Here is a 25,319-nt window from a genome sequence, read left to right on the forward strand (position 1 = left end):
ATCCGCCTCATCAACGCCCGCGGCTACGGCCACCACTCAGCCCGAACACTGACCTCAATGATCTATCTCTGCCTCGGCGGACTGCACCCTCAGCTACCCACAAGAACCTGAGGAGCCGCACATGTGTTCGAGCCTACCGCGTTCCACCGACACGCCGGTGCACCGATTTCTGCCAGCGACGGATCATTTTCTGCCAGCGGAATGAACCCCCTGACCTGCCGGTTCATCCATTCAGACCACCACGAAAGAGTCAAGGGAAGAGCAGAACGATGAAGAAGTTCACCATCGCCACCGCCGCAGCCGCCACCTTCTCCGCCGCGTTTTTGGGGCTGACCGCCCCGGCGCTGGCTGCGCCGACAGGAACAGGCGACGCGCAGGCCACGATCAGCCGGCTCGAAGCCGAAGGCAACCGGGTCATCGTCCAGAGACAGTCCAACGCCCCGCTGGCCGACGCCGACGTCGTCAGCATCAACCGCGGCGCCCCGATCCGCGGTACGGTCCGTGACCACTTCGGTGATCGCACCTTCCAGCAGACGATCACGGGCTACGTCTACTACGTCAACGTCCGCTGAGCGGACAATCCAGGTGAAGTCCGCTGAGCGGACAATCCGGGTCAGCCGAGAAGGTCCGAGATCGGAGCGCCCGCGGCGATCTTCGACCGGACCTTCATGACCTTGCCCGGGAAGCCACCGCCGACCACGCCGACCACCACGCCGTCACGCTCGTAGTAGGCCAGGAACTTCCGTCCGTCGTCCTCGACGATATGCACGGTGTCGGTGGCCTCCGGTTCGCCCAACGCCTGGATCTTGACGTCGTACTGGTCGCTCCAGAAGTAGGGCACCGACACCGCGGCCGACGGTTCCAAGCCGAGCATCGTCGGCACCATCACCCGCGCCTGGTCGGCGACATTGCTCCAATGCTCAACGCGCACTTGGCCTCCGACGGTGTCACGCCACGAAGCGACGTCGCCGATGGCCCACACGTGCGGCGCACTCGCGCGACCCACCTCGTCGCACACCACGCCGTTGTCCACCTCGACCCCGCTACCGGCCAGCCAGTCCGTCGCAGGATGCGAACCGATACCGACGATGACGATGTCGGCATCGAGTTCCGTCCCGTCACTCAGCGTCACCTTGCGGACCCGGTCGTCACCGCTGACGCCGGAGACGCCGACACCACACCGGACGTCGACCCCCTCGGCGCGGTGCAGCCGCGTCACCAGGTCCCCGATCTGGCGTCCCAACACCGACGCCAGCGGCGACGGCTGCGGCTCCACGAGCACCACGTCGACACCCATCTTGCGCAGGCTGGCCGCGACCTCGCAGCCGATGAACCCGGCGCCGACCACGACCGCGTGCCGCGCCGTCCCGGCCTCCTGCCGCAGGGCAAGGCTCTCGTCGAAGTTGCGCAGCACATGGATGCCCGGCAGGTCCGGGAACGACGGAATGCGCTTCGGCACCAGGCCGGTCGCGATGACGAGCTCGTCGTAGCCGAGCTGGGTGCCGTCAGCGAGAGTCAGGGACTGCGAATCGGTGTCCACCGATTTCGCGCCGTTCCCGAGCAGCACGGTGATGTTGTTCTCGGCGTAGAACTCCGCCGGCTTCAGCGTCACGTCGTCGGTCTCGGCGCGGAGCACCTCTTTCGACAGCGGCGGCCGGTCATACGGAAGGTGATCCTCGTCGCTGACGATCGTGATGGCGCCCGCGTACTCCGAACGACGCAGCTGCTCGGCCGTGCGCGCGGCGGCCAATCCGCCGCCGACGATGACGACTCCGCCCGCCCGTCCGGAAACCTCAGATGTGCTCACGTGGGCTTTTTACACGATGGCGCGCAGCAGATGTGCGCCACCCCACACCTACGCGCTCAGCCCGGCGCCCGCTCGATGAGGTTGGACAGTACGACGATGCTCTCGCTGCGCTCCACGTCGGCGCTCGCCCGGATGCGTTCGAGAGCTTCCTCCAGGTGACGCATATCGCGGGCCAGCACGTGGAGCATCGCATCGGCGGTACCGGTCACCGTCGCGGCGCTCACCACCTCCGGGATGTCCTTCCAGGCCGCCCGCAACTCCGTCGGCGCGATCGTGCCGTGACAGAACACCTGGACGTACGCCTCCGTCGTCCAGCCGAGCGCGCTGCGGTCGATCACCGTGGTGAAGCCCTTGATGACGCCCGCGTCCACCATGCGGTCCACCCGGCGCTTGACCGCCGGAGCCGACAGATTCACCTGCTGGCCGATCTCGGCGAACGTCGCCCGGGCGTTGTCGGCCAACTCGGCCAGAATGCGCTCGTCAGTGTCGTCGAGACGGTCCATCGTCACCCCTTGCAATAAACCACCACATAACAGCAGTCCGCACAACAGATCTACACCAGACACGCAAGATTCGACGATTGATTGCACAAATCGCTGTTCATAGGGTTGATTCATGACGATTGACCTCGCCGGGGCCGAGCATGTCGGAAACATCCCCGCCCGGACCGCGCGCCGGCGCCGTTACGTCATGACCGCGCCGACCTACTTCGCCGTCGAATACGTCATCAACCCGTGGATGGACACGTCGTCGCCCGTCGACGCCGGTCTCGCGCTCGCCCAGTGGGAGTCGCTGCGCCAGACCTATCTCGATCTCGGCCACACGGTCGAACTCGTGGAGCCGCTACCCGGGCTGCCGGACATGGTCTACGCGGCCAACGGCGGCACCGTCCTCAACGGGAGGGCCGTGGTCGCCCGCTTCGCGTACGCCGAGCGAGCGGGCGAGGCCGTGGCCTACGCGGAGTGGATGTCCCGCAACGGTTACGTCCCCGCCTACACCCGGCATGTCAACGAAGGTCAGGGCGACCTCCTCGCGGTCGGCCCGACGATCCTCGCCGGGCACGGGTTCCGCACCGACCGGCGCGCGCACGACGAGGTGGCCGCGCACGTCGGGATGCCGGTCGTCGGCCTGGAACTCGTCGATCCCCGCTTCTACCACCTCGACACCGCGCTGGCCGTGCTCGATGACGCCACCGTCGCGTACTACCCGCCGGCGTTCGCGCCGGCGTCGCGCGCGACGCTCGCGGCGCTGTTCCCGCACGCCATCGAAGTCGCCAGCGCCGACGCCTACGTGCTCGGACTCAACGTGGTTTCCGACGGGCTCAACGTGGTGCTGCCCTCGGCAGCAACGGGTTTCGCCGAGCAGCTCCGCAAGGCCGGCTTCCGTCCGGTCCCCGTCGATCTGACCGAGCTGCTCAAGGGCGGCGGCTCGGTGAAATGCTGCACGCTGGAGGTTGACCCATGACGGCGATGATCTCGCGGACCGACACGACCATCGACCTGGACCGCCGGCACGTCGCGCACAACTATTCGCCGCTGCCCGTCGTGGCCGCGAGCGCCGAAGGCGCCTGGATCACCGACGTGGAAGGCCGGCGCTATCTCGACTGCCTGTCCGCGTACTCGGCGGTGAACTTCGGGCACCGCCATCCGGAGGTGATCGCGGCGGCGCACGCTCAGCTCGACGCCGTGACGCTGGTCAGCCGCGCGTTCCATTCCGACCGGCTCGCCCCGTTCTGCGCGGCACTGGCCGGCCTGTGCGGTAAGGACATGGTGCTGCCGATGAACAGCGGCGCCGAAGCCGTGGAGAGCGGCATCAAAGTCGCGCGCAAGTGGGGCGCCGACGTCAAGGGAGTCACCGAGCCGAACATCGTGGTGGCGCGCAACAACTTCCACGGCCGCACCACGACAATCATCAGTTTCTCCGACGACGAGACCGCCCGCCGCGGCTTCGGTCCGTACACGCCGGGATTCCGGTCGGTGCCGTTCGGTGACGCCGACGCGGTGGCCGACGCGGTGGACGGCGACACCGTCGCCGTGCTGCTGGAACCGATCCAGGGCGAGGCCGGGATCGTCGTGCCGCCCGACGACTACCTGCCGCGGGTGCGCGAGCTGTGCACCGAACGCAACGTGCTGATGATCGCCGACGAGATCCAGTCCGGGCTGGCCCGCACCGGCCGGACCTTCGCATGCGACCACTGGGGTGTGGTGCCGGACGTCTACCTGCTGGGCAAAGCGCTCGGCGGTGGCGTCGTACCGCTGTCGGCAGTGGTGGCCGACAGCGATGTCCTCGGCGTGCTGCACCCCGGCGAGCACGGCTCGACGTTCGGCGGCAATCCGCTGGCCGCCGCGATCGGCACCGCTGTCGTCGACATCCTACGTCGTGGCGAGTTCCAGGCCCGTGCAACGGAACTCGGCACCCGGCTGCATGCGAGCCTGAACGGCCTGAGAGGGCGGGGGGTGCTCGCGGTGCGCGGCAGGGGTTTGTGGGCCGGTGTCGACATCGACCCGGCGCTCGGCTCCGGCAAGCAGGTCAGCCTGCGTCTGGCCGAACGCGGGGTGCTGGTCAAGGACACGCAAGGTTCGACACTGCGTTTCGCGCCCCCGCTGGTGATCACCGCGGACGAGATCGACTGGGCTGTCGGCCTGTTCGCCGAGGTGCTGAGCAGCTAGTACTTCATCGTGCCGCGGTCGACGGCGATCTGCGAACCGGAGATCGTGAGCGACGCGTCGCCGGCCAGCCACGCCACCACGTCGGCGACCTCCTCGACGGTCATGAACTCCTGCAACCCCGGCTTGCCATCGCGCGCAACGGGTTTGAACGGCATCGGTGCGAAGCTGTGCAGGAACGTCGGGTACTTCGAGAAGATCTCCATCATCGCGTCCCGCTCGATCATCGGGGTGTCGATGGAGTACGGATGGATGGAGTTCACCCGGATGCCGAATTCCCCGGCCTCCAGGGCCAGTGCGTTGGTCAGCGCCACCAGACCGTGTTTGGACGCCGCATAGTGGGCGTTGCCCGGGGTGGCCTTCAACCCGGCCGACGAACTGACGATGACGATCGAGCCGCCTTTACCCGCCTCGATCATCGCCGGCACCGCGGCGCGGATGGTGCGCCAGGTGCCGTTGAGGTTGATGTCGACGACGGTGTTCCACTGCTCCTCGGACATCTCCCAGATGCGGCCCCAGCTGAGCACGCCGGCGTTGGCCACCACGATGTCGAGCCGGCCGAACTGCTCGACCGCGTCGGCGACGACCTGCTGCTGGGCTGCGAGGTCGCGGATGTCGGCCTCCCGGGCGAGCACCTTGCGGCCCGTCGCCTCGACCAGGCGCACCGTCTCCGCCAGGTCCTCTGACGTGGGCATCGGGTAGGTGACGGTCTCCGAGACCGGTTTACAGACGTCGATCGCGACGATGTCCGCGCCGTCGTCGGCCAACCGGACCGCATGCGCGCGGCCCTGGCCACGCGCGGCTCCGGTGATCAGCGCGACGCGACCCTCCAGAGGGGCACCAGATGTCATTCCACCAGGCTAACAGCAGAACTAGAACGCGTTCTATTAACTCACCATTCCAGCCGATCGCGGATGATCGGGCAGGTCATGCAGTGGCCGCCGCCGCGACCCCGGCCGAGCTCGGCGCCGACGATGGTGATCACCTCGATGCCGGCCTTGCGCAGCAGCGAATTGGTGTGGGTGTTGCGGTCATAGGCGAACACCACACCCGGCTCGACGGCGACGAGATTGTTGCCGCTGTCCCACTGCTGACGTTCCGCGTCGTAGCGCGTGCCGCCGGTCTCGACCACGCGGAGTTCCGCCAGCCCCAGCGCCGCGGCCACCACCTCCACGAACGGTTTGGTGTCCTCGATGACCTCAACCCCGATCGCGTTGTCGGCCGGCAGCAGCGTGAACGGCACGATGCCGTCCACGATGTCTGGGTAGATCGTCACCACGTCGCGGTCGGCGAAGGTGAACACCGTGTCCAGATGCATGGCCGACCTCAGCTTGGGCATACCCGCGACGATCACCTTGTCGGCGGCCCCATTGCGGAACAGCGCCGCGGTGACCTGCGTGATGGCCTGACGCGACGTGCGTTCACTCATCCCGATCAACACCACCCCGTTGCCGGGCACCAGCACATCACCACCCTCGATGGTGGCCAGGCCCCAGGACTGCTCCGGATCGCCCCACCACACCGTGGAGCCGGCGAAGTCGGGATGGAACTCGTAGATCGCCTTCATCAACAGGGTTTCGTCGTGGCGGGCCGGCCAGAACAGCGGGTTGAGCGTCAGGCCGCCATAGATCCAGCAGGTGGTGTCGCGGGTATAGAGCGTGTTCGGCAACGGCGGCATCAGATATTCGGTGACCCCGTTGTCCTCGCGGGCCAGGGCCCGATAACCGGCACCGAGGTCACGAGGAAGGTCGTCGACGGACATGCCGCCGATCAGCAGCTCGGCCAGGCGGCGCTCCGTCAGGGAGTCGAGGAAGCCCCGGGTGTCGTCCACCAACCCGAGCCCGACCTCCTGGGCCACGATCTTGCGGTCGAGCAGCCACGCTTTCGCGTCGGCGATCTGCATCGTCTCGGTCAGCAGGTTGTGCAGTTCCACGACTTCCACGTCGCAGTCCCGCATCTTGTCGATGAAGTCGAAGTGGTCGCGGCGGGCGTTCTGCACCCACAGGACATCGTCGAACAACAGGTCGTCGCAGTTGGTCGGCGTCAGTCGCTCGTGGGCGAGACCGGGCGAGCACACCAGCACCTTGCGCAGCTTGCCCACTTCGGAATGCACTCCGTACGCACCGGCGGGATTGGACACTGGAACACCTTTCGCTGACTAGATCTCGATGGCCCCGGTCGCAAGACCGACCAGGCCCGCAACGGCACCGAGCACGATGGCACCGAACAACAACATTTCGGCCACGGTGAAGACCCGCAGATTGCGTTCCCGCCTGGCGACCACATAGAAGGCGGCCCCCGGCGCGTACAAGATGCACGACAGCAGCAGGTGATCGATACCGGCCGCGTACACCAGGAACAGCGTGTAGATGGTGGCCAGGGCCGAGATCACCGCGTCGGGCACCAACGACCTTCTGTCACTGTAGGTTTCGCGGGTGATCGTCAGTTTCAGCGCGTATGCCGCCGCCAACAGGTACGGGATCAACGCCAGTGCCGCGGTCAGGTCCAGCATGAAATCCAGTGCCTCCGAGGTGAACAGCAGCAATATCAACAGCAGCTGCACCAGGCCGCCGGCCATCACCAGTGCGCTGACCGGCGCCCCGTTGGCGTTCTCCCGGGCCAGGAACCTCGGCATGTCGGCGGCTTTCGCCGGGATATAGAGGATCTCGGCGGCCATCAGGGTCCAGGCCAGATAGGCACCGAGTACCGACAGGATCACCCCGGCCTTGATGAACACCGAACCCCACGGGCCGACAACCGATTCCAGTACGGTGGCCATCGACGGTTGCGCGATCTCGGCCAGTTCCGACTGCGGCATCACACCGTACGAGCACAAGGTGACCAGCATGAACACCGAGAGCACCGACAGGAACCCGATGACGGTGGCGCGGCCGACATCCTCGCGCTTGCGCGCGAACCGGGAGTAGACGCTGGCGCCCTCGATGCCGAGGAACACGAACACCGTGATCAGCATGGTGCCCTTGGCCTGCTCGAACAACGAGGTCCACGAGTAGTTCCCGTCTCCGCCCCAGAAATTGCCGGTGAACACGTCGGCCTTGAAGGCGATGGCAGTGATCACGATGAACATCAGGATGGGCACCACCTTGGCGATGGTGGCGATCCGGTTGATGATCGCGGCCTCTTTGACCCCGCGCAGGATCAGATAGAAGAACAGCCACACGCCCAGCGATGACACAACCACGGCCACCACGGTGTCTCCGGCGCCCAGCGCCGGGAACAGCGCACCCGCCGTCGTCATGATCAGCACCCAGTAGGACGTGTTACCCGCGCACGCCGACGCCCAGAACCCGAACGCGGAGTTGAAGCCCACGTAGTCGCCGAACCCGGCCTTGGCGTAGGCATAGATCCCGGCGTCGAGATCGGGTTTGCGCGTGGCCAACCGCTGAAACACGAAGGCCAGCATCAGCATTCCGGCGCCGGCGATCGTCCAGGCGATGAGTGCGCCGGCCACACCGGCTTCGACGCCGAACCGCCTTGGCAGCAGGAACACGCCTGAGCCGATCATCGATCCGATGACCATGGCCGTCAGAGTCGGCAGGCTGACTTTCTGTTCCCGGGTCGCGGTGTCCGTCGCCGTCATGGCATCACCTCCTCGGGGTCGGTGTGCACGATCTTGAAGCCGGTGAATCCATAGATGACGCTGAGCGTGGGGCTGCGCACCACACGTGCGTCGTCACCGGTCTTGGAAGAACCCGCCATCGGGCGAACCCCCTCCCGGTCCGCTTCTTGGTCCGGTAGCCGGAAACTACCAAGCCGGCTCGGTGACGGGGGGTTGTTCGCCGATATGAATGTTAAATCTCGGCGATGATCTGTTGACGCTTGGCGGCGTACTCGTCGTCGGTGATCGAGCCGGTGGCGCGAAGTGTCTCGAGTTCCTGAAGGCGTTGCGCCGTGGTCGGTTCAGCAGACGGGGCCGCATACGATGCGGCCGCGGGCACCGGCGGCGGGATCGGCCGGCGGGCCGCGGCGTGCCGGACGATCGCCTGCACCTGTTGGCGGGCTGCGGGATTGGAACGGATGTCGATCATGCTGTCCATCGCGATGCCGTGGGATTTCAGCACCTGCAGGATCTCCATCAACGCCTCGGTCTGGCCGGTCAGGTCGTACGACGTGCCCTCCTCGGCGACGCTGAAGGTGGCCGGCATCAGCCCGCTGACCAAAGCGCTGCGCTCCCAGTCGATCTGGTAGTCGTTCGTGATCGGATCCACCAGCACCACCAGCTTGCGGTTGGTGATCATCGGCAGCCGGCTCACCGACGCGACCACCTGGTCCTGTGTCGAGAACGGCGTGATCCCCGGGCCGGACACCTGCAGATCGAGCTTGATCAGCGGCTGATCGTTGATCCTGGTGTTCGTCTCGTGGATGCCGACGACCTGTGCCAGCGCCAGCACACCGGTGGCTTCCAGCGCCTGTTTCTTGGCCGCCGACCTGGCGCCGACGTTGGTGATCACCAGCGCGATGAGCACGTCGAGGGCGGTGATGAGCAAACCCGTCCAGAACATCCACTTCAGCAGCGGATCGCCGCCGGCGGCGAAGTAGATCACCAGGAAGATCGGACCGACGATGCCGCACAGCAGCACGAAGAGCTGGATCTTCACATACCGCCAGAAAGTCGACATGCGGAGATTATGGCCGACAAACGGCTCAAGAACCGGCTGTTACCTGCACGGGAAGCGCGGCCGGTGCGGGAAGCGGAGCCCGGCTGACGAGCTGGTACAGCGGCATGGTCCAGGAATCCATCGCTCCACCTCGGCGCGCATAGCTGGTGTGCACCGCCACCGCGGCCGGGTTCATCACGTCCTCGGCGTCAGGGTCGTAGTCGCACACCGCATCCCCGAGGTCGCACACGCTGATCGTCCTGGCGCCGACGGTCACAGGAAGCGGTGCAGGCGCGTGCGCGAGAATCGGCCAGTCCTGCGCGACGCCCTTGCCGGCGCCCGGCACGGACGCCGCCGAGCCGAGGTTGACGGTCGGGTCCTGCGGCAGCCGGTCGCCGTCGGCGACGAGCAGCGCCGCGGCCAGGTTCGGGCTCGCGTCGAGCGCATGCAGGTTGCGGTGCACCACCATGGCGCCCTGCGAGTAGCCGGCGAGCACCACCTGGGTGGACGGGCACTGCGCGACGAACGCGTGGTACTGCTGTCCCAGCGCGGCCGTACCGGTGTCGACGCTGCCGATGAAACCGGCCCAGTCCAGGATGCCGCCGTCCTCGGGTACCTCGACCGCGGGATAGTTGACCGCCTCGGCGGTGATCGTGCGGCCGCTCTGCTGAACCAGCGACGCGAAATCGCGGTAGGACTTGTACACCACCCGGCCCATGCCGGCGTCGGCGGACAAGTCACCGGCGCGCTCGCCGGAGCCGGCGGCGCCGATCCAATGCACATCGGGACAGGCGGGCTGCGCGGACGCGACACCGACCGTCACGCCCGCCAGGCCCAGGATCGCTGCGCCCACGGCCGCGGCGATGCCCGAAAAACTTCTCACTACGAACCTCTTCACCTCACCCGGCCGACCCCTCGACAGCCGTCGCACCATACATCGGACTTGTCGACAGGGGTGTTACACGGTCCCACCATGCAAAAGTGGCGCCCACCCTCGCGGGTGAGCGCCACTTTCGCTGGCTGAAACCTAGATCACTTGATGATCTTGGTGACGCGGCCGGCGCCGACGGTACGGCCGCCCTCGCGGATCGCGAAGCGCAGGCCCTCGTCCATGGCGACGGGCTGGATCAGCTTGACGGAGATGTCGGTGTTGTCACCGGGCATCACCATCTCGGTGCCCTCGGGCAGGGTCACCACGCCGGTCACGTCCGTGGTCCGGAAGTAGAACTGCGGACGGTAGTTGTTGAAGAACGGCGTGTGGCGGCCGCCCTCGTCCTTGGACAGGATGTAGACGCTGCCCTCGAACTCGGTGTGCGGGGTGGTGGTGCCGGGCTTGACCACGACCTGGCCACGCTCGACGTCCTCGCGCTTGATGCCGCGGAGCAGCAGACCGACGTTGTCACCGGCCTGGCCCTGATCGAGCAGCTTGCGGAACATCTCGACACCGGTGACCGTGGTCTTGGTGGTGTCGGGACGGATGCCGACGATCTCGACTTCCTCGTTCACGTTGATGATGCCGCGCTCGACACGACCGGTGACCACGGTGCCGCGGCCGGTGATCGTGAAGACGTCCTCAACGGGCATCAGGAACGGCTTCTCGGTCTCGCGGACCGGATCCGGGATCGACTCGTCGACGGCCTCCATGAGCTCCTCGACGGACTTGACCCACTTCTCGTCGCCCTCGAGTGCCTTCAGCGCGGAGACCTTGACGACCGGGGCTTCCTCGTCGAAGTCCTGGGCGGCCAGCAGCTCGCGGACCTCCATCTCGACGAGCTCGATGAGCTCCTCGTCGTCCACCATGTCGGCCTTGTTCAGGGCCACCAGGATGTAGGGCACGCCGACCTGGCGGGCCAGCAGCACGTGCTCGCGGGTCTGCGGCATCGGACCGTCGGTGGCGGCGACCACCAGGATCGCGCCGTCCATCTGGGCGGCACCGGTGATCATGTTCTTGATGTAGTCAGCGTGACCGGGGGCGTCGACGTGTGCGTAGTGACGCTTGTCGGTCTGGTACTCCACGTGGGAGATGTTGATCGTGATACCGCGCTGACGCTCCTCGGGCGCATTGTCGATCTGGTCGAATGCGCGCGACTCGTTCAAATCGGGGTACTTGTCGTGCAGAACCTTGGTGATTGCTGCGGTCAGCGTGGTCTTGCCGTGGTCAACGTGACCGATGGTCCCGATGTTGACGTGCGGCTTCGTCCGCTCGAACTTCGCCTTCGCCACTTCTGTGTCCTCCTGGACTGTGTTGGTGCTTCTGGTTAAAGCAGAGTTGATCTTTGCAGTTGTGGTTCTCCGCGAACCAACCGGGGGTTACTGTCCGGTCGCCTTCGCGATGATCTCCTTCGACACGTTCGCCGGAACCTCGGCGTACGAGTCGAACACCATGGAGTAGTTCGCCCGGCCCTGCGTCTTCGACCGGAGGTCGCCGACGTAGCCGAACATCTCCGAGAGCGGAACCTGCGCCTTGACGACACGGGCACCGCTCCGCTCCTCCATGGCCTGGATCTGACCACGGCGGGAGTTCAGGTCGCCGATCACGTCGCCCATGTAGTCCTCGGGCGTGGTGACCTCGACGGCCATGATGGGCTCCAGGATGACCGGCTGCGCAGCCTGCGCGGCCTTCTTCAGCACCTGGGAGCCGGCCACCTTGAACGCCATCTCCGACGAGTCGACCTCGTGGAAGGCGCCGTCGAGCAGGGTGACCTTGAGGTTCACCAGCGGGTAGCCGGCGAGCACGCCGTACTGCATCGCGTCCTGCGCACCGGCATCCACCGACGGGATGTACTCGCGCGGGATGCGACCGCCGGTGACCTTGTTCTCGAACTCGTAGGTGGCACCGTCCTCGCCGCTGAACGGCTCGAGGTCGATGAGCACCTTCGCGAACTGACCCGAGCCACCCGTCTGCTTCTTGTGGGTGTACTCGACCTTCTCGACCTTCTTGCGGATGGTCTCGCGGTAGGCCACCTGCGGCTTGCCGACGTTCGCCTCGACCTTGAACTCGCGGCGCATGCGGTCCACCAGGATGTCCAGGTGGAGCTCGCCCATGCCGCCGATGACGGTCTGGCCGGTCTCCTGGTCCAGGTGGACCTTGAAGGTCGGGTCCTCTTCGGCGAGCTTCTGGATCGCGGTGCCCAGCTTCTCCTGGTCACTCTTGGTCTTGGGCTCGATGGCGACCTCGATGACCGGATCCGGGAACGTCATCGACTCCAGCACGACCTGCTGGTTCGGATCGCTCAGCGTGTCACCGGTGGTGGTGTCCTTCAGGCCGATGACGGCGTAGATGTGACCGGCCGACGCCCGCTCGACGGGATTCTCCTTGTTGGAGTGCATCTGGAACAGCTTGCCCAGACGCTCCTTCTTGCCCTTGGTCGCGTTGATGACCTGGCTGCCGGACTCGACGGTGCCCGAGTACACGCGCACGTAGGTCAACTTGCCGAAGAACGGGTGCGTGGCGACCTTGAACGCCAGCGCCGAGAACGGCTCGTCGGTCGACGGCTTGCGGCTGATCAGCTCGTCTTCCTTGCCGGGCGCATGGCCTTCGGCCGGCGGGACGTCCAGCGGCGACGGCAGGTAGTCGATGACGGCGTCGAGCATGGGCTGCACGCCCTTGTTCTTGAACGCCGAACCGCACAGCACGAGGTAGGCCTCGGAGTTGATCGTCAGCTTGCGCAGCGCCGCCTTGATCTCCTCGACGGTGAGCTCCTCGCCACCGAAGTACTTCTCCATCAGGGCGTCGTCGGTCTCGGCGACGGCCTCGAGCAGCTTGGTGCGGTACTCGTCGGCCTTCTCCTGCAGGTCGGCCGGGATCTCGACGGTGTCGTACTTCTCGCCGAGCTTGGCCTCGGCGCTCCACACCTTGGCGTTCATCTCGACCAGGTCGACGATGCCCTGGAAATCGCTCTCGGAGCCGATCGGCAACTGGATCGGGATGACGTTGGCGCCGAGGCGCTCCTCCATGGTGCGCACCGAGAAGTAGAAGTCGGCGCCCAGCTTGTCCATCTTGTTGACGAAGCAGATGCGCGGGACGTCGTACTTGTCGGCCTGCCGCCAGACCTGCTCGGACTGCGGCTCGACACCTTCCTTGCCGTCGAACACCGCCACGGCGCCGTCGAGCACACGCAGCGAGCGCTCCACCTCGACGGTGAAGTCGACGTGGCCCGGGGTGTCGATGATGTTGATCTGGTTGTTGTTCCAGAAGCAGGTGGTGGCGGCCGAGGTGATCGTGATCCCTCGCTCCTGCTCCTGCTCCATCCAGTCCATCGTGGCGGCGCCGTCGTGGACCTCACCGATCTTGTAGCTGATACCGGTGTAGTAGAGGATGCGCTCGGTCGTCGTCGTCTTGCCGGCATCGATATGCGCCATGATGCCGATGTTGCGGACCTTCGTGAGGTCGGTCAGCACGTCCTGTGCCACGGAAGTCTTCTCTCTCGCTTGATCGTTGCTGTGGTCAGCCTTGGTTTCTCACGCCCGGGGCGACTCTGCCCGCGGGCGTGCGATCACCAGCGGTAGTGCGCGAAGGCGCGGTTGGCCTCGGCCATCTTGTGGGTGTCCTCGCGTCGCTTGACGGCGGCACCCAGGCCGTTGCTGGCGTCGAGGATCTCGTTGGCCAGGCGCTCGACCATGGTCTTCTCGCGACGCTGCTTGGAGAAGCTGACCAGCCAGCGCAGCGCCAGGGTGACCGAGCGGTCCGGGCGGACCTCGACGGGAACCTGGTAGGTGGCGCCACCGACGCGACGGCTACGCACCTCGAGCGAAGGCTTGACGTTGTCCATGGCCCGCTTCAGCGTGACCACCGGATCGGTGCCGGTCTTCTCGCGGGCCTGTTCGAGCGCACCGTAAACAATGCGTTCGGCCAGCGATTTCTTCCCGTCCAGCAGAACTTTGTTGACCAGCTGGGTGACCAGCTGCGACCCGTAGACCGGGTCGTTGACCAACGGACGCTTGGGCGCGGGTCCCTTGCGCGGCATCAGCTCTTCTCCTTCTTCGCGCCGTAACGGCTGCGGGCTTGCTTACGGTTCTTGACGCCCTGGGTGTCCAGCGACCCGCGGATGATCTTGTAGCGCACGCCCGGGAGGTCCTTCACACGGCCGCCGCGCACCAGCACCATCGAGTGCTCCTGCAGGTTGTGGCCTTCACCGGGGATGTAAGCGGTGACCTCGACCGCGCTGGTCAGGCGCACGCGCGCGACCTTGCGAAGTGCCGAGTTCGGCTTCTTCGGGGTCGTGGTGTACACGCGGGTGCACACGCCGCGACGCTGCGGGCTGCCCTTGAGGGCCGCGGTCTTCACCTTGGCGATCTTGTCGCGGCGACCCTTACGGACCAGCTGGTTGATGGTTGGCATGTACCGGCTTTCTGTGTTCCTCGTCGTTCTGACGTGCGTGCTTGACTCGTTTTAAGTTCTCTGTACTGCTGTTATGCCCGCGCCGGTTACCCCGCGTCCGGGCGTGTCGCATGCGGCCACCGCGGACTGCTGGGACAGTTTCACGGCACCCCGCAGAAGCGAGACATGCGAATTCGCCCGGCGTGCAGGCATGCTGCGCCTTATCAGCCAGGCACGAACGTCCACAATACCAGGGCTGCATAGCGCAACAAAACCCGCTGACCTGCGAATCTGCGATGACAGCCGGTCAACGGAGCTGCATACCGGCGGCCAGCCGGGCCACCATGTCGGTGAACACGGCGTCCGTGTCGATGCCGGCCATCACCCCGGTCATCTCGAGCAGAACGAACCCGTGCATCGCCGACCAGAACTCCAGTGCGGCGTGGAACGCGGACTCGCTTTCCAGGCCGAACGTGGCGAGGACGGAGATGACCGGCGCCGCCGCGGCACGGGTGGCCTCGGTGAATTCGGGGTCGTCACCACCGAGCGGCATCCGGGTGAACGCCGAGTAGCGGCCCGGGTGGTGGTGCGCGTAGCTGCGGTACGCGCTGGCCATCACCATCACCGCGTCCTCGGGGGCGCGGCCCTGCCCGACCGTGTTGAGCATGTCGATGATGTCGCCGACGACGCGCATCCGCACCGTGCGGCGCAGGTCGTCGAGGCTGTGCACGTGGTTGTACAGCGACGGCCCCTTGGTGCCCAGCTGATTGGCCAGCGCGTTGATGGTCAGCGCATCCCAGCCTTCGCGGTCGAGGAACGTCAGCGCGGCGTTGACGATGGAGTCACGGCTGAGCTTGGCCGTTCGCGGCGGCCGAGCTGCCATGCCATCCCCCTCGCATCGTCCGAGTCACCCGGGGATCAGCCGGGCCAGCGAGCAACTCTAGTTCACCCGCTGTTGGCTCAGCTGCGCCAGTTGTTCCACGACGCCGCACAGATCGGGCATCGCCGCGGCGTTCATCGTCTGGATCGACCAGGTGATCACGTCGGTGCCCTTGGCCACATAGATACTGCAGGCGGTGTCGTCGTAGGCCATGAAGCCCTTGTTGCCGTCGACGGTCATCTCGGTCAGGGTGCGCCCGGCGCGCTCCTCGAGTTCGCGCTCGATGTTCATGTCGCTGCCGCGGTACCACCACGTGGAAATGCCCATGCCCGCACCGACGCCGTCGGCCATGGTGTTCTCCTGCCAGAAACAGCCCGCATCGCTGACCACCGCGGGGGTGAACAGATCGGGTCCGGCCGCCGCGGTGATGTCGGCGTCGGTGATGCCGTTGCAGTCCACGCTCTCGAAGCCCTCCCCCGACGACTGCGGGCCGGGACCGCCGGCCGGCCCGCGGTCGTGATCGGGGCCGCCGCATCCGGCCAGCAGCGCGCCGACGGCCAGCCCCGCACCGAGGCGGGCGGTGATGCGGGTGTTCACGTCACATGTCCGAGCGGAGCGTCGCCGAGAGCAGCTTCTGGGCGTCGGTGCACGGATCGCCGGTGGACTGCCCCCGGTACTGCACCCACCAGCTGAGCACGCCCGAGCCCGCCGCGGCGGTTGCGGAACAGGCGGCGCCGGTGGTGTCGCGGCGCGCCGAGAACGCCTTGTGGCGTTCCTCGACGACGTCGGTGACGACCGCGCCGCGGGCGGTGGCCAGGTCGCGTTCGCGCTGCAGGTCGCCGGTGTCGAACCACGAGAACGTCAGGTCGACGATCGCCGCCCCGTTCGCACGGCGGGTCAGGATGTACTGGCAGACCGCGCCGCTGTAGGGCCGGGTGATCGTGTCGGCGCCGAGCGTGGCCTGGATGGTGCTGTCGTCGAGCAGTCCGCAGCGGTCGTCGACGTAACCGTAACTGCGGCCGGTGTCCGTGGTGCCGGCGTCGCCGCGCTGCGCCGTGCCGGTGACGGTCTGTGCGCAGCCCGCAGCGGTCGCCGTGGTGGTGACCGCCACGGCGAGAAACTGCAGGACCCGTCGACGCATCGCCGCTCACGGTACCCGTGTCGGTGAACCCCGACAGTGCGAGCGGACGACGTCGTAGGCTGCCGGTGTGACTGCATCGGTTGTGGGACGTCTGTTCGCGGTGGGTGCGCTGGCGGTCGCGGCCACGCTGGCCTCGGTCAGCCCGGTGGCGCAGGCCAAGAACGGCGACACCCACATCACCGGGATCGGCATCGAGCAGACCATCGACTGCAATGAATCCACGCTGATCGTCTTGGGCAACAACAACCGGGTCTATGCGCTGGGAAGCTGCTGGGCGGTGACGGTCCAGGGGTCGTCGAACGTGGTGATCGCCGACAACGTCATCAACGACATCACGGTGTACGGCTGGGATCAGACGGTGTTCTACAAGAACGGCGCCCCGATCGTGTGGGACCGCGGTCGCGAACTGGGGATGACAAACCGCGTCGATCGGGTACCCGCCTAGGCATGACGCGTCGTTCCCCCGGCCTGCTCAGCTGTCTCGGTGCCGCCACGCTGGCGGTCGCATTGTCCGCATGCGGTTCCACCAGTGAGGACACCGACACACCGACGGCCACGGCGGGGACCTCGGGTGCGCAGATCGAGATCGGCAACACCATCAACTACGGGTCGTTCGGCACGACCGCGGAGATCGACTGCGCCGACGGCAAGTCGCTCAACGTCGGGGGCTCCAACAACACGCTGACGGTCAAGGGCGCGTGCGCGAACGTCAACATCGGCGGAGCCGACAACAAGATCAGTTTCGACCGGGTGGACGACGAGCTGTCCGTGGTCGGGTTGAACAACACCGTCACCTATCGCGACGGGGAACCGACGGTCAACGACACCGGCAGCAACAACAGCATCACCAGGGGCTGACGCGTCAGGCCCTGGCCCCGTGGCGGCCCGCGCCGGACGCGAACCGGGCCGCGCCGGCCAGCGACTCCTCTTTCACCCGGGACAGGCTGCCGAATTCGACGTCCATCGCCTCGGCCTCCGACATGCCCCACTGGTTGAGCGCCGACATCCGGTCTGCGCGCAGGCACTGCTGCGGCAGCGCGGCCAGCTCGGCGGCCAGTTCCTCGGCACGTTGTCGGGCCTGGCCCTTCGGCACCACCCGGTTGGCCAGGCCGATGGCGTAGGCCTCGTCGGCGTCGACGGCACGTCCGGTCAGGATCAGGTCCATCGCGCGGCTGTGCCCGATCAGCCGCGGCAGTCGCACGGTGCCGCCGTCGATCAACGGCACGCCCCATCGCCGGCAGAACACCCCCATCACGGCGTCCTGCTCGACGATCCGCAGGTCGCACCACAGCGCCAGCTCCAGACCGCCGGCGACGGCGTATCCGCTGATCGCGGCGATCACCGGTTTGGACAGCACCATGCGGCTCGGCCCCATCGGTCCCGGCCCGGTGCGGTGGACCGGGTTCGACTCCGGTGTGCCCATCGCCTTGAGATCGGCTCCCGCACAGAAGGTTCCGTTGTCACCGCAGAGCACCGCGACGGCGGCGGTCGGGTCCTTGTCGAACTCGTCGAACGCGGCGTACAGCTCCATCGCCGCGGGACCGTCGACGGCGTTGCGCGCGTGCGGGCGGTCCATCACGACCGTCGTGACCGCGCCGTCCTTCTCCACCCTGACACTCATCTGGCCTCCGTCAGTTCGACACCGTCGCGCCGCGGGACCAGTTCGGCGGCGAAGTCTTCGTATGCGGCGCGCAACGACGCGCCCGGCCACCCGTCCGGCAGCAGTTCGTCGGGCAACACCGGATCGGTCAACAGGTGACGCACCATCGCCGCCGCGACGACGAACCGGGCCGGAACGTCGTCGGCGCCGGCCATCTCGGCCAGCAACTCGTGACCGGTGGCGGCCCAGCCGGACAGATCCCACAACCGCCCGGCCAGCTCCACCGGGTCGTCGTCGCGGGCCCGCAGGATCCGGACCCTGCTGGTGAGCTCGTCGTCGAGCGTGAGGTGGACGTTGTCGGGGCGCATCCAGATGCCTTCGCGAAGTTCGCCGAAACGCCTGTCCTGCAGCGTGGTTCGCAACTGGGCCCGGGTTCTGGCGTCTGTTCCGACAGCCGTGATCACCAGCGTCGTCCAGTCGCCGCCCCAGTCGAGCAGGCGCGGGGCGATCGCGTCGTCCTGGCGGCGCTGACGCCCGAGCAGCCGGTCCGAGAGCCGGTAGCCGTCCTCGGAACGCACCAGGTCACCCGCGCTGACCATGCGGGTCAGCGCCACCCGCACCGTCGACTCGCGGATCCCGAAATCCTCGGTCAGCCTGATCAATTCGGCGGCCGTGGCCCACGCCGGGTGGGCGCCGAGCAGCACGCTCAGCACCACCGACCGCGCCGTCATGCGCATGTGTCACACCCCGGAGGTGGTGCGGCCGTGGTCTCCGAAGGGTTCGTCGCGGCGGCGCACCGCCTCGCGGAAGCCGTGCTCGCGGGCCTGCCCGACGAACGCGTGCCCTTCCGGGGTGTGGCGGGCGATGCCGTCGAACACCGTCGAGATCATCGCGCTGTTGGCCACGCCCTGGTTGTACAGCGCGCTGTTCATCGCGAGCTTGACCATGATCAGCTGGTTGACCGGCACCGCGGCGATCCGTTCGACCAGCCGTTCGGTGCGCTCGTCGAGGTCGGCGGGATCTGGCGCCTCCACGGCCAGACCCCACTCGGCGGCCTGCGCACCGGTGATGCAATCACCGGTCAGCAGAAGGCGTTTGGCGCGCTGGTCACCCAGCCGATGCGCCCACAACCCCGCCGCCGGCACGCCCCAGACCCTGGTGGGCGGATAGCCGATCTTGGCGTCGGACGCGGCGATCACCTGGTCGGCGTGCAGCGCGATGTCGGTGCCGCCGGCCACGCAGTAACCGTGGATCTTGACCACCGTCGGCTTGTCGCAGTGCATCAGGCTGGCGAAGCCGCGCACGAAGCGGCTCATCATCTGATAGTCGATCATCGGATCCCAGGGCTGGTCGGGCAGGTGGTTGATCGCCTGGGTCTTCCCGGACAGCACGGTGCCCCGGCGGTCGCCGCCCGTACCCGCCGAGGAGGACCCTTCCGCGTACGCCCCGAGGTCGAAACCGGCGCAGAAGCCGTCACCGCGGCCGGACACCAGGATCACGTGCACATTCGGGTCCAGATCGGCGCGTTCGACGAGCGCCGCGAGCTCCAGCGGCGTGTCGGCGATGATCGCGTTGCCCTTGTCCGGCCGGTTGAACGTGATGCGGGCGACCCGGTCGGTGACCTCGTAGGTCATCGTCGTCAGCGTGTCGGTCATGCCTTGACCAGTGCACGCTCGATGATCGGGGCGAGGTCCAGCCCGGTCGGCAGCGTGCCGAACGCGCCGCCCCACTGACCGCCGAGCCGGCTGGCCAGGAACGCCTCGGCGACCGCGGGGTGTCCGTGGCGGGCCAGCAGCGAGCCCTGCAGCGCCAGCGAGATGTCCTCGGCCACCCGGCGGGCGCGGTACTGGATCGTCTCCAGATCCTCCAGCGCCTGCCGCAGCGCCTCGACGTGAGCGTCCAGGCGCGGGTCGTGACCGGTCGTCGTGGCGAGTTCGTCGAAGAGCACCTCGATGCATTCCGGGCGGGTCGCCATGGCGCGCAAAGTGTCCAGCGCGCTGACGTTGCCCGACCCTTCCCAGATGCCCATCAGCGGGGCCTCCCGGTAGAGCCGGGGCATCCCGGAGTCCTCGACGTAGCCGTTGCCCCCCAGGCACTCCATCGCCTCGGCGGCATGCGGGGTGGCCCGCTTGCACACCCAGTACTTGGCCGCGGCGAGACCGATTCTGCGGAGCAGGGTTTCGCGTTCGTCGCCGCGGACGGCGTGGTCGGTGGCGCCGGCCATCCGCATCGCGAGCAGGGTCGCGGCTTCGGCCTCCACCGCGAGGTCGGCGAGCACGTTGCGCATCAGCGGCTGGTCGATCAGGTAGGCACCGAAGGCCTTGCGGTGCTGCGCATGGTGGGTCGCACGCATCAGCCCGTTGCGCATGCTGGTCGCGCTGCCCAGCGTGCAGTCCAGCCGGGTCAGGTTCACCATCTCGATGATGGTCGGCACGCCGCGGCCCTCCTCCCCGACCAGCCACGCCGTCGCGCCGTCGTACTCCACCTCACTGGATGCGTTGGCATGGTTGCCGAGCTTGTCCTTGAGGCGCTGCAGGAACATCCGGTTGCGCGAACCGTCGGGCAGCACGCGCGGCAGGAAGAAACAGCTCAGCCCGCCCGGTGCCTGCGCCAGCACCAGGAAGATGTCGCACATCGGCGCCGAGGTGAACCATTTGTGCCCGCGCAGCGAATAGGTGCCGTCACCGTTGGGGGTGGCCTCGGTGGTGCCGGCGCGCACGTCGGAGCCGCCCTGTTTCTCGGTCATCGACATGCCGGCGGTGATGCCGGGCTTGGTGGCCGGCACCTTCAGCTCGGGGTCGTAGACACGGCTGGTCAGCAGCGGTTCGTAGATCGCTGCGAGGTCCGGATTGTGACGCAGGGCGGGCACCACCGCGTAGGTCATCGAGATCGGGCAGATGTGCCCGGGCTCCGGCGTCCACACCGACGTCTTGGCCGCCCGCACCACGTGGGCGCCCGGCCGGTCGTCGGCCCACGGAGCCGCGTGCAGACCGTGACCGACGGCGACGCTCATCAGCTCGTGGTAGGCGGGGTCGTATTCGACCTCGTCGATGCGGTGGCCGGTGCGGTCGTGGGTGTGCAGCACCGGCCGGTGGCGGTCGGCGAGTTCACCCCAACGCTGCGCTCTCGCACTGCCGGCCAGCGCGCCGAGCTCGGCGACCTCGTCGATGCCCCACTCGCCGCCTTCGCGGATCAGCGCCTCGGTCAGCACGGGCGAGGCCGCCGGGTTGAAGTCCGTCAGCGGCGGAACCTGATTGGTGACGACATGGGTATCGGCCATGCCACCACTGTTACATCAAACGAACAATCGCACAAGAACTGTAATGCGCTCAGGTGGCTCGGCGTCGCTCATACAGCCACAGCGCGGTGCTCACCACCGCGGCGAGCACCCACCCGAGCAGGATGTCGATCACGTAGTGCTCGGCGGTGTACACCAGCGTGAAGGCCATGACCAGCGGATACGCGATCAGCACCGGTCGCCACCACTTGTGCACCCTGGTCCACAGGAAGGCCGCGATCCCCAGCGACAGCGCGGCGTGCAGCGACGGGATGGCCGCCACGAGGTTCACACTGGCCTGCCCCTGGTCGATGAGTGCGCTGGCGGTGTGCAGTTCGAGCGCGCCCCAGCCGCGGCCGACGATCCGTTCGATCCAGTCGTTGGCCCCCGACTGCGTGGACTGCATGGCGCCGAGCAGTCCGCCGTCGGGGACGCCCCGCGCCGACCTGAACATGCAGTCCGGATCGGACGGCCCGCCGGCGACGTCGACGGGCGTGCACCGCGCCGCCGCCCACGGCGGCGCGGCGGGCATCAGCGCGTAGATCACCAGCGCGGTGAACGACAGCCCCACGAAAAGGCGGACGAAAGACTTCCACTCCTCACGGTTACGCAGCCACAGCGCTCCGGCCACCACGTACGGAAGGATGAAGAACGACATGTAGACGCTGCTGATCACGACTTCCCACCACGGGGGTTCGGGCAGCTTGAGCCGCTCCTGCAGCCACACCGTCGGCATCGTCCCGGCGAACATCAGACGATCCATGTCAGCCTGCCAGTGCCACAGTGTCGGCGTCCCGACGAACAGCGCCGCTCCCCGGCTCAGGTCGTACGCGATCAGCACGAGCGCGAACGGCAGCCAGTCCCTGACCACGTAGAGGATGCGCCGGCCCTGGCCGATGCTGGCCGCGGCCAGACCGGTGCAGACATAGACCAGGATCAGTTCCCGGTTGAACGCGAATCCCTCGGTGACCGTCCGCCACACCACGACGACGGCCCACCCGCCGACAGCGGCCCACCGCACGATCGACAACCAGCGGGCACGCCGCGACTGCGTTGTTTCGCAGGCCTCAGGCACCAGAGCAATCGACGGCGGGTCGTCAATCGCGGACACGGAGGCCTTTCGACGCGGGAGCTCCGGGGTTCCCGGTGTTTGCTTATTTAACCGCGTCGCCGCCCGTAGTTTGATAACCGTTCAGCGACAATGCTGCCGCCGCGGCGGTCTCAGACGTGTTCGCGCAGGAAGGCGATGTCGTCCTTGCGGCCCTCGTCGGAGGTCTCGCAGATCACCGGGGCGTCAGCGGCCTTGACCACGGCGACCAGCAGTTGCGGGTCGATCTGACCCGCGCCGAAGTTGGCATGCCGGTCCGCGCCGGATCCTGCCGCGTCACGGGAATCGTTGCAGTGCACCAGGTCGATGCGCCCGGTGATGCCCTTGATCCGCTCCACGGCGTCGATCAGCGCCTCCCCCGCAGCCCAGGCGTGACAGGTGTCCAGACAGAAGCCGATGCCCTTGTCACCGATGTGGTCCCACAGCCGGGCGATGGTGTCGAAGTGGCGGGCCATCGCATGGTCGCCGCCCGCGGTGTTCTCCAGATAGACGGGCACGTCGGTCTTGAGGTGGTCGAGTGCCTTGACCCAGCGCTCGAAGCCGGCCTCCATGTCGTTGTCGTCGGCGTGACCGCCGTGCACGATCACCGCCGTCGCGCCGACGTCGGCGGCCGCGTCGCAGGTGTCCTGCAGGATCTTGCGCGACGGGATGCGCACCCGGTTGTTCGCCGACGCCACGTTGATCAGGTACGGCGCGTGCACGTAGATCGGGATGCTGGACGCCTTCAGCGCCTCGGCGTCCTCGCGCGGCTTGGGCTTCTTCCAGCTCTGCGGATTGCCGAGGAAGAACTGCACCACATCGGCGCCGTCCGCCGCGGCGTCGGCCAGAGGGTCGTCTCCGTGTACATGCGATCCGATAAGCACGCGGCCAGTCTAGGCGCGGCGTCAGCGTCGCCAGAACAGGTGATGGGTGACGCCGCTGGGGCTGGGCACGACGTCGTGGTGGAACCGGTCGTCGAGCTCGTCGGGCGACTCCCAGAGGCGTGATCCGGAACCGAGGTCCACATCTGACACCGCCACGTGCAGCGTGTCGACGAGCCCGGCGTCGAGGAACTCCCTGATGGTGGTCGCGCCGCCGCCGAGCCGGACGTCCTTGCCGTCGGCCGCCGCCCTGGCCCGCTCGAGGACGGTGGCCGGATCGGCGTCGATGAAGTGGAATGTGGTGTCCGACAAGGTGAACGACGGGCGTTCGTAGTGGGTCATGACGAAGACGGGGGTGTGGAACGGTGGCTCGTCGCCCCACCAGCCCAGCCATTCGTGATCCCGCCATGGGCCGCGGTACGGACTGAACTTGTTGCGTCCCATGATCTCGGCGCCGATGTTGTGGTGGAAGTCGCGCGTCAGGTAGTCGTCGAGTCCGCGGCTGCCGCCCGGGTCGGTGCGGTTGGGCCAGCTGGCCGTCGCGCCGGCCCACGCGAACATCTCACCGGGGTCCGCATGACCGAACGGGCGCTCAAGGCTCTGGTTCTCCCCCGCGCCGAACCCGTCGCGCGAGACGTTGAAGTTCTGAACTTTGAGCAATTGGGGCACGCGGTCCTCCTCGATGTCGATGGTCGATGTGTAGACCGGATGAACCGGCCCAACTCATCGGACCCGGTCAGGTTTGCGTCGCGAGCAGGAACACCAGGAATCCGACGTACGCGGCGACCATGCACCCGCCCTCGACCCGGCCCACGCGGCGGCCCGAGATGAAGATCGGGATGCAGGCCAGCGTGGCGGCCATCATGATCGGGATGTCGATGCGCACCAGCTCGCGCGGCAACGCGATCCCGTGTGCCGGCACCAGAGAGGTGACGCCGAGGATGAGCAGGATGTTGTAGGCACTGCTGCCCAGCAGATTGCCGACCGCGACGTCACGCTGGCGGCGGAAGGTCGAAACCACCGTGGTGACAAGCTCCGGTGCGGTGGTCCCGAGCGCGACGACGGTGAGGCCGATGAGCGCATCGGAGACGCTGAACGCGCGCGCCAACCCGACTGCCCCGTCGACCAACCACTGGGCGCCGAGCACGATGACCGCGATGCCGCCGACGGTCATGCCGACGTGCAGGGCGGTGCGCCGGCCATCGGTCCCGGCGGTCGGATATGTGTGGACGAATTCGACTGCGGCTGAGCCCCTTTCCCGCCGCGCCGACCGGACCACCGAGTAGGTGTACAAGACCGCGCCCGTCACCAGGATGAGCCCGTCGGCCCGCGACAGCATCCCGTCGGCGGCCAGCACCCACAGCAGCACCGCGACGCCGGCCATCACGGGCAGCTCTGAACGCAGGGTCCGCATCTCGATGGCCAGCGGCAGTATCAACGCGCTCAGACCGAGGACGAGCATCAGGTTGATCACGTTGGCGCCTGCGACGTTGCCGACCGCCATCGCGCCATTGCCCTCGGCCGCCGAGACCACGCCGATCGCGAGTTCGGGCATGCTGGTGCCGACCGACACCACCGTGAGGCCGACGACGATCGCGCTGATGCCCAGCCGCGCAGCGATCTCGGTGGCGCCGCGCACCATCACTTCGGCCCCGGCGACAAGGGTGCCCAGGCCCACCACGAACCACGCTGCGTCCGCCACCATCCCGTCGAGTGTGTCGCCTCTTACCCGCGAGCAGACGCAAAAGTGCCTGATTTCGGGCCTATTTCGACAGTTTTGTGTCTGCTCACCCCGCGAGTCGAGCCCGCTCGAGGTGCCCGGCGATGCGTGCGACCAGGTCGAGCGAATGCCGTCGGACGTCATCGACGACGAGCGGTACCGATGTCCAACCGCACTCTTGCAGCCGCGCAGTCGATAGTGCCCCTTGGGGTGGTGGACTTCGGATCGGCGTGGGTGCACGCGTGGTGATCAACGAGTCGTGGTGAATGTTAGGCGATTTGACGTTGTTCGGCGATGGGTTCGGCGGCGGCCTGTTTGTCG

The 25,319-nt window shown here is 67.3% G+C and carries 28 protein-coding genes; 5 read left to right on the top strand and 23 right to left on the bottom strand.

All coding sequences use genetic code 11. From position 1 onward, the window contains the following. The first annotated feature begins 269 nt into the window (after positions 1-269). Positions 270-572, top strand: coding sequence for a hypothetical protein (locus tag ASJ79_RS24750; RefSeq protein ID WP_067961205.1), 303 nt, complete (start codon positions 270-272; stop codon positions 570-572). A gap of 41 nt (positions 573-613) precedes the next feature. Here the strand turns inward: ASJ79_RS24750 and ASJ79_RS24755 are convergent, their stop codons facing one another. Together ASJ79_RS24755 and ASJ79_RS24760 are read right to left on the bottom strand one after the other, a co-directional pair. After that, a complete protein-coding gene (locus tag ASJ79_RS24755; RefSeq protein ID WP_067961207.1) occupies positions 614-1,807 on the bottom strand; it encodes an NAD(P)/FAD-dependent oxidoreductase in 1,194 nt (397 codons plus the stop codon). A gap of 56 nt (positions 1,808-1,863) precedes the next feature. Then, on the bottom strand, positions 1,864-2,310 hold the full coding sequence (locus ASJ79_RS24760) for an Lrp/AsnC family transcriptional regulator (RefSeq protein ID WP_067961210.1): 447 nt from the start codon (positions 2,308-2,310) through the stop codon (positions 1,864-1,866). 112 nt (positions 2,311-2,422) lie between these two features. On the opposite strand from ASJ79_RS24760, the gene ddaH reads away from it, so the two are divergent. Then, positions 2,423-3,271, top strand: a complete 849-nt coding sequence (ddaH, locus tag ASJ79_RS24765; RefSeq protein WP_067961213.1) for a dimethylargininase — start codon at positions 2,423-2,425, stop codon at positions 3,269-3,271. After that, complete coding sequence (rocD, locus tag ASJ79_RS24770) at positions 3,268-4,476, top strand: ornithine--oxo-acid transaminase (RefSeq protein ID WP_067961216.1); 1,209 nt, start codon at positions 3,268-3,270, stop codon at positions 4,474-4,476. Before ddaH ends, rocD begins: the two co-directional genes overlap by 4 nt. Here the strand turns inward: rocD and ASJ79_RS24775 are convergent. The 13 genes from ASJ79_RS24775 to ASJ79_RS24830 form a co-directional block, all read right to left on the bottom strand. Further along, on the bottom strand, positions 4,473-5,324 hold the full coding sequence (locus tag ASJ79_RS24775; protein ID WP_067961218.1) for a mycofactocin-coupled SDR family oxidoreductase: 852 nt from the start codon (positions 5,322-5,324) through the stop codon (positions 4,473-4,475). The two genes, rocD and ASJ79_RS24775, sit on opposite strands and share 4 nt — an antisense overlap. A 41-nt stretch (positions 5,325-5,365) precedes the next feature. Next, positions 5,366-6,613 carry an arginine deiminase gene (gene arcA, locus ASJ79_RS24780; RefSeq protein WP_067961221.1) on the bottom strand — a complete coding sequence of 416 codons (1,248 nt, stop codon included), beginning with the start codon at positions 6,611-6,613 and terminating at the stop codon, positions 5,366-5,368. 18 nt (positions 6,614-6,631) lie between these two features. After that, a complete protein-coding gene (locus ASJ79_RS24785; RefSeq protein ID WP_067961224.1) occupies positions 6,632-8,074 on the bottom strand; it encodes a basic amino acid/polyamine antiporter in 1,443 nt (480 codons plus the stop codon). Continuing rightward, positions 8,071-8,193, bottom strand: coding sequence for a hypothetical protein (locus ASJ79_RS34835; RefSeq protein ID WP_255374766.1), 123 nt, complete (start codon positions 8,191-8,193; stop codon positions 8,071-8,073). The genes ASJ79_RS24785 and ASJ79_RS34835 overlap by 4 nt, the downstream gene beginning before the upstream one ends. Before the next feature lie 92 nt (positions 8,194-8,285). Continuing rightward, positions 8,286-9,113 carry an SHOCT domain-containing protein gene (locus ASJ79_RS24790; RefSeq protein ID WP_067961226.1) on the bottom strand — a complete coding sequence of 276 codons (828 nt, stop codon included), beginning with the start codon at positions 9,111-9,113 and terminating at the stop codon, positions 8,286-8,288. Between the two features lie 25 nt (positions 9,114-9,138). Continuing rightward, the gene (locus ASJ79_RS24795) at positions 9,139-10,026 is read right to left on the bottom strand and encodes a cutinase family protein (protein ID WP_197420360.1); all 888 of its coding nucleotides are present in this window, start codon (positions 10,024-10,026) and stop codon (positions 9,139-9,141) included. A 98-nt stretch (positions 10,027-10,124) separates the two neighbouring features. Continuing rightward, positions 10,125-11,315 (bottom strand): elongation factor Tu, encoded by a 1,191-nt coding sequence (gene tuf, locus ASJ79_RS24800; protein WP_067961228.1) that lies wholly within the window; start codon positions 11,313-11,315, stop codon positions 10,125-10,127. 87 nt (positions 11,316-11,402) lie between these two features. After that, positions 11,403-13,505 (bottom strand): elongation factor G, encoded by a 2,103-nt coding sequence (gene fusA / locus ASJ79_RS24805; protein ID WP_067961230.1) that lies wholly within the window; start codon positions 13,503-13,505, stop codon positions 11,403-11,405. 83 nt (positions 13,506-13,588) lie between these two features. After that, complete coding sequence (rpsG, locus tag ASJ79_RS24810; RefSeq protein WP_003929601.1) at positions 13,589-14,059, bottom strand: 30S ribosomal protein S7; 471 nt, start codon at positions 14,057-14,059, stop codon at positions 13,589-13,591. Next, a complete protein-coding gene (gene rpsL, locus ASJ79_RS24815) occupies positions 14,059-14,433 on the bottom strand; it encodes a 30S ribosomal protein S12 (RefSeq protein ID WP_003929602.1) in 375 nt (124 codons plus the stop codon). Before rpsL ends, rpsG begins: the two co-directional genes overlap by 1 nt. Before the next feature lie 286 nt (positions 14,434-14,719). After that, entirely contained in the window at positions 14,720-15,295 is a 576-nt protein-coding gene (locus tag ASJ79_RS24820; RefSeq protein ID WP_067961232.1) for a TetR/AcrR family transcriptional regulator, read from the bottom strand. A gap of 57 nt (positions 15,296-15,352) precedes the next feature. After that, the gene (locus ASJ79_RS24825; RefSeq protein WP_067961234.1) at positions 15,353-15,889 is read right to left on the bottom strand and encodes a DUF3558 domain-containing protein; all 537 of its coding nucleotides are present in this window, start codon (positions 15,887-15,889) and stop codon (positions 15,353-15,355) included. A gap of 1 nt (position 15,890) precedes the next feature. After that, complete coding sequence (locus tag ASJ79_RS24830) at positions 15,891-16,433, bottom strand: DUF3558 domain-containing protein (protein ID WP_067961237.1); 543 nt, start codon at positions 16,431-16,433, stop codon at positions 15,891-15,893. A 91-nt stretch (positions 16,434-16,524) separates the two neighbouring features. On the opposite strand from ASJ79_RS24830, the gene ASJ79_RS24835 reads away from it, so the two are divergent. Then, positions 16,525-16,878, top strand: a complete 354-nt coding sequence (locus ASJ79_RS24835) for a DUF3060 domain-containing protein (RefSeq protein WP_231751020.1) — start codon at positions 16,525-16,527, stop codon at positions 16,876-16,878. 2 nt (positions 16,879-16,880) lie between these two features. Further along, a complete protein-coding gene (locus ASJ79_RS24840) occupies positions 16,881-17,291 on the top strand; it encodes a DUF3060 domain-containing protein (protein ID WP_067961243.1) in 411 nt (136 codons plus the stop codon). Between the two features lie 4 nt (positions 17,292-17,295). Here ASJ79_RS24840 and ASJ79_RS24845 read toward each other — a convergent pair whose 3' ends face one another. The 8 genes from ASJ79_RS24845 to ASJ79_RS24880 form a co-directional block, all read right to left on the bottom strand. After that, positions 17,296-18,054: a crotonase/enoyl-CoA hydratase family protein gene (locus ASJ79_RS24845; protein WP_067961245.1), complete on the bottom strand. Its 759-nt coding sequence runs from the start codon at positions 18,052-18,054 to the stop codon at positions 17,296-17,298. Beyond that, positions 18,051-18,764 (bottom strand): PaaX family transcriptional regulator C-terminal domain-containing protein, encoded by a 714-nt coding sequence (locus ASJ79_RS24850; RefSeq protein ID WP_156448630.1) that lies wholly within the window; start codon positions 18,762-18,764, stop codon positions 18,051-18,053. The genes ASJ79_RS24845 and ASJ79_RS24850 overlap by 4 nt, the downstream gene beginning before the upstream one ends. Positions 18,765-18,773: 9 nt before the next feature. Further along, on the bottom strand, positions 18,774-19,688 hold the full coding sequence (locus ASJ79_RS24855) for a crotonase/enoyl-CoA hydratase family protein (RefSeq protein WP_067961253.1): 915 nt from the start codon (positions 19,686-19,688) through the stop codon (positions 18,774-18,776). After that, entirely contained in the window at positions 19,685-21,313 is a 1,629-nt protein-coding gene (locus ASJ79_RS24860; RefSeq protein WP_067961256.1) for an acyl-CoA dehydrogenase family protein, read from the bottom strand. The genes ASJ79_RS24855 and ASJ79_RS24860 overlap by 4 nt, the downstream gene beginning before the upstream one ends. A gap of 49 nt (positions 21,314-21,362) precedes the next feature. Further along, the gene (locus ASJ79_RS24865; RefSeq protein ID WP_067961259.1) at positions 21,363-22,421 is read right to left on the bottom strand and encodes a phosphatase PAP2 family protein; all 1,059 of its coding nucleotides are present in this window, start codon (positions 22,419-22,421) and stop codon (positions 21,363-21,365) included. 110 nt (positions 22,422-22,531) lie between these two features. Then, the gene (locus ASJ79_RS24870; protein WP_067961262.1) at positions 22,532-23,281 is read right to left on the bottom strand and encodes a deoxyribonuclease IV; all 750 of its coding nucleotides are present in this window, start codon (positions 23,279-23,281) and stop codon (positions 22,532-22,534) included. Between the two features lie 21 nt (positions 23,282-23,302). After that, positions 23,303-23,947 carry a dihydrofolate reductase family protein gene (locus tag ASJ79_RS24875; protein ID WP_067961266.1) on the bottom strand — a complete coding sequence of 215 codons (645 nt, stop codon included), beginning with the start codon at positions 23,945-23,947 and terminating at the stop codon, positions 23,303-23,305. A gap of 67 nt (positions 23,948-24,014) precedes the next feature. After that, the gene (locus tag ASJ79_RS24880; protein WP_067961267.1) at positions 24,015-24,983 is read right to left on the bottom strand and encodes a calcium/sodium antiporter; all 969 of its coding nucleotides are present in this window, start codon (positions 24,981-24,983) and stop codon (positions 24,015-24,017) included. Between the last annotated feature and the right edge of the window lie 336 nt (positions 24,984-25,319).

The sequence above is a fragment of the Mycobacterium sp. NAZ190054 genome, assembly GCF_001545925.1.
Classification (GTDB): domain Bacteria; phylum Actinomycetota; class Actinomycetes; order Mycobacteriales; family Mycobacteriaceae; genus Mycobacterium.